This window comes from Geobacter sp. (assembly GCF_030834625.1).
Lineage (GTDB): Bacteria > Desulfobacterota > Desulfuromonadia > Geobacterales > Geobacteraceae > Geobacter.
The window spans coordinates 1-3,488 of the sequence record NZ_JAUQXO010000082.1 but is presented as its reverse complement, the minus strand read 5'-3'; the positions used below and the strand labels follow the sequence as shown (position 1 = coordinate 3,488).

Annotated in this window: 4 protein-coding genes; all 4 read right to left on the bottom strand. The window is 54.0% G+C overall.

Annotated elements, in window-relative coordinates:
- Positions 1 to 163: 163 nt before the first annotated feature.
- Complete coding sequence (locus RCH91_RS19760; RefSeq protein WP_306536900.1) at positions 164 to 682, bottom strand: DUF3455 domain-containing protein; 519 nt, start codon at positions 680 to 682, stop codon at positions 164 to 166.
- A gap of 252 nt (positions 683 to 934) precedes the next feature.
- The gene (locus RCH91_RS19755) at positions 935 to 1,909 is read right to left on the bottom strand and encodes a trypsin-like serine protease (protein WP_306536898.1); all 975 of its coding nucleotides are present in this window, start codon (positions 1,907 to 1,909) and stop codon (positions 935 to 937) included.
- Between the two features lie 55 nt (positions 1,910 to 1,964).
- Positions 1,965 to 2,294 carry a hypothetical protein gene (locus tag RCH91_RS19750; RefSeq protein WP_306536896.1) on the bottom strand — a complete coding sequence of 110 codons (330 nt, stop codon included), beginning with the start codon at positions 2,292 to 2,294 and terminating at the stop codon, positions 1,965 to 1,967.
- 75 nt (positions 2,295 to 2,369) lie between these two features.
- Complete coding sequence (locus RCH91_RS19745; protein ID WP_306536894.1) at positions 2,370 to 3,083, bottom strand: PEP-CTERM sorting domain-containing protein; 714 nt, start codon at positions 3,081 to 3,083, stop codon at positions 2,370 to 2,372.
- Between the last annotated feature and the right edge of the window lie 405 nt (positions 3,084 to 3,488).

Genomic DNA, 3,488 nt, shown 5'->3' with positions numbered 1-3,488 from the left:
TTCCGCGGTTTCCACTGGAGCGAATAGTACTCACCTCGGTCCCTGGCCCACGGATCGAAGGCGTTGACCACGTGCTCCAGCTCCGGCGCCAACTCGGGAGCCGTCCGCAGGAGCACCCGCTTCAGGGGGGAGACCTCCTCTGCGTAGCCCTTGTGCAAATATCTTAGTTGTCGTTGTCGTCGTCCGCGTCGTTTCCGGGGGCCTGCTTGTAGAAAAAGTAGTCGGCCGTGTAAGGGACGAACGCCTTTTTGCCGACGTCTGTCGAAACGGAGCAGCCGGTCGTGGGCGCAACCCCTCCAGTGGTGTTCAGGCGCTGGATGAATTTGGTCGCCGTCAGCGTGTTGCTACCGGTGGGTTCGTCCTGGGCTCCGACCACCTCAAGCAGGACCCAGGGAATGGCATCCGGATCGACGGTGGCGGAGTTAAGTCCCTTGGCCCAGACGGTGCTTGTGTCCCGGGAGTGTTGCCACGCGGCGCGAATCGTGCCAGCTTGTTCCGGCGGGATAGGGTTGAGGTTGGGGCCGAAGAAGTGGGTGGTGACTTGTTGCTTGTCATTGTCGCTGAACAGGGTGGCCTGGGGAGTGAAGAGTGTCCAGGCGAAGCCATCGCCAGAGGGGAGGCAGATGTAGTTCTGGGTGCCGACGGCGTGGCCCACGAGGAACGCCGTGTGCCCCGCTGGCACCTGAATCTCGTCGGGCACGGGTGGCGGTGTAACACGGTCGGCGTGGGCCGGCTGCGGCAACGACGAGACCGTGAAAGCCACGGCGAGAGCAGTGGTGCACGCGGTGAGCAGGATGCGACGAGTGATCTGATTCTCTGATGCAGTGCAGTTGTTCATACGATTCTCCTTTTGCACCTTGTGTGCAGGTTGTGGGGTTGGCGTTTTCGGTACGGCTATGATGCATAACGTGATTACGCTGACTGGATCCTACCTTCAATTTATTGACGAGACAGTGAGGGCTACGGCTAAATCACGCTGCATGCCCTCCGATTCAATGTCTTCAATAAATGGAAGATCGAAACAGCGGACATATTCCTTACTCGCGCTTTTATGGACGCGGCACGAAATTCCTGTTTGCGCCTCGATGAACCGAATGACCTCCCAGCTGATGCGGCTGTAATACGCGTCGTCGTGCGGAGGGTCATTGTGGGCGCAATTTTCTCCCTCAATGACACTCTCAGTGTCCATCCTGGCGAGCACCCCAGCGATTGTCGGTATATCGTGTCCGGACGCTCTGGCGAGGTAAATGAGGGGACCGCCTGAGTCACCTTTACAAACGTTCACCTTATCGCGAGTGTCCACGACGATGTGATTGTACTCGACGTTTTCCACCTCAAGCCAACTCGTCCGGAGCTTGTCGTCTTTTTTGCCTGAGTAGGTGTAGCTGCCTGCGCCGCACGCTTGGAGCTCTGTGTCGAGAAATTCCCTTTTATCGGAGTAAATACGAAGGTAATCGTGATAGTCAGTATCTGTGAATCGGTCAGTACCGGAAACCGACCGAGTAATCATTATCACGCCGTGGTCTGCGTCAGCATTGCCCGCAGCGCTGACGCCATCCACCTTGCCCCTGTAGGAAGGTGATACAATCCACGTTGCGGTTCCCACAAAAACCTGGCGTCTTCCGCGTTCCGGGTCATGGTAGAAGATGCTGAAATTCCCGGTCCCACGAGAATTCGTTGGGGCCCCGAGCATATCGAAGCAATGCGCCGCTGTGAGAACAACGTTTGGTGCGATCATGCTTCCTGTACACCCGCCGCCCTCAACAACGCCCGGGTAGCCTTCGATCACTGTGCCACCCCGCAGCGCGTCGCTCGCCGTTGGTAGCAATGTCGCAACGAGGATCGTCAAGAGCCCCAGTACTCCCCTCTTTACCGCGCGTCGCCGCATTGTCGATTGGATGAATTCCATGATATATCCCTCCCTTTAAGAACAGTGCTTATTGGGACGTATGGATAAACACCAGTCAAAATTTGACTGAATAGACGCTGCATGTCCCTTTGTCTCTGGAAAATCCCAAGCGCACCGGACGTTCGGAAAGCTTCGATGCAATCAAAAGTCTCATCATTTCCTCAAGATCCTCTTTAGTTGTCCCACTTTGTCTGATTCGGAAATAGTCATTAGTTGCACTGCAACCAGTGCCGTTTAACCAGACAAACACATCTCCGTTTTCGTAGGAGTCTCTGTTGAACTGTATTGTTGTTACGAAACCTGCTTGGCTCCACTCCGCTCGCACAGTTCCAGTAAACATGGTGAGTACAAAAAACGAGACAATTGCCACTATTTTCTTGTTCATAATGTGCTCCATTAATGTGGGTTTTAATGGGTCGAATGCTTCAATTACTCCCCACCGTGTTTGAGAGGATATTCTTCAAAACTTGAATCCCCTTTTGCTTCTGCTGGAACCTTTTCTTTTTTCACTGCGTTTCAGTATGAGAAGAGCCGATGTGCCGATCCCTAGAAGTGTTAACGTCCCCGGTTCAGGTATGGTTGCAGGTGCATCGAAATCAGAAGCCGGGACGCTTGCCTGCGCAACGTATACGATAGACATCGGATCACCCTCAAAGGGACTGAGATCGAACCCGGGCAATAGCGAAGGAAGGTCTGCGAGGGTGGTCGCCACCAACGGAGCAGGATAAAACGTCCCGGATCTGCCAATGAAATTCTCCGGACCGGCAGGCACCATCTCTGGATTAATAGAATCGAAACCAGTCTGCCTCAGAGGAAGCAACCCAGGCGGATTCAGATCCTTTGCCCAGATGTCCACTAGTGTCAGGGGCACTGGGTCACCGGGGCGCCACCAAAGATAAGTGTCCACAACTATATCGATACTGAAAGGTTGCAATTCCTCAAACGTTGCAAGATCACTCCAGCAAAAAGTAAGTCCTGTTGATGGATCAGTACAGCCCCCGGGTGTCGGTATGAGCACCGTTTGAGGTATCAGTACGTCGTAGTGGGCGATTAAATCCAGATAGGGCCCGATGGGCCCGACGGGCACGGGAGGGCCGGCCGCGTTAGCCTGCAAAGTTACTAAGAAGAAGGAAAGACCCAGGATCCATGGCATGCATTTGATGAGGGTCCGCATTGCGTATCTCCTCTCGTGTGAAGGTGTGAAACGTATGCCGTGATTAAGCTGACTGGATAGTCCCTGATTCAGGTTCTTATCATGTCAACATGAATGTAAGAGGGAGCGGAATAGGGTCGCGTCTCCATATTCCATACTGTGAAGAGTGTAGACGCGACCCCTCCGCCTCTTCCCAATGTGAAGAACCGGCACCGGATGCGTCTTGTCTTAGTCAGCCGTCAACCATCCAGTCAGGCCTTTCTTAGAACGAACTTCACTGTGTATTTGCCTCCGTCCCCCTTGAACTCTAATTCCTTCGACTTCTTGTTGGAGCGGGCTTCAGCCATCTCGGCAGCGGTAAATTGGAGTTCCTTTGCACTGCCGATTCGCTCGTCACCATCAAGAGACTGGGCTGCAAAGTCAATA

Bases quoted from the DNA above. Each gene is read 5' to 3' on its own strand.
- RCH91_RS19755 (WP_306536898.1), bottom strand. From the start codon at position 1,909: ATGGAATTCATCCAATCGACAATGCGGCGACGCGCGGTAAAGAGGGGA.
- RCH91_RS19745 (WP_306536894.1), bottom strand. From the start codon at position 3,083: ATGCGGACCCTCATCAAATGCATGCCATGGATCCTGGGTCTTTCCTTC.
- RCH91_RS19750 (WP_306536896.1), bottom strand. From the start codon at position 2,294: ATGAACAAGAAAATAGTGGCAATTGTCTCGTTTTTTGTACTCACCATG.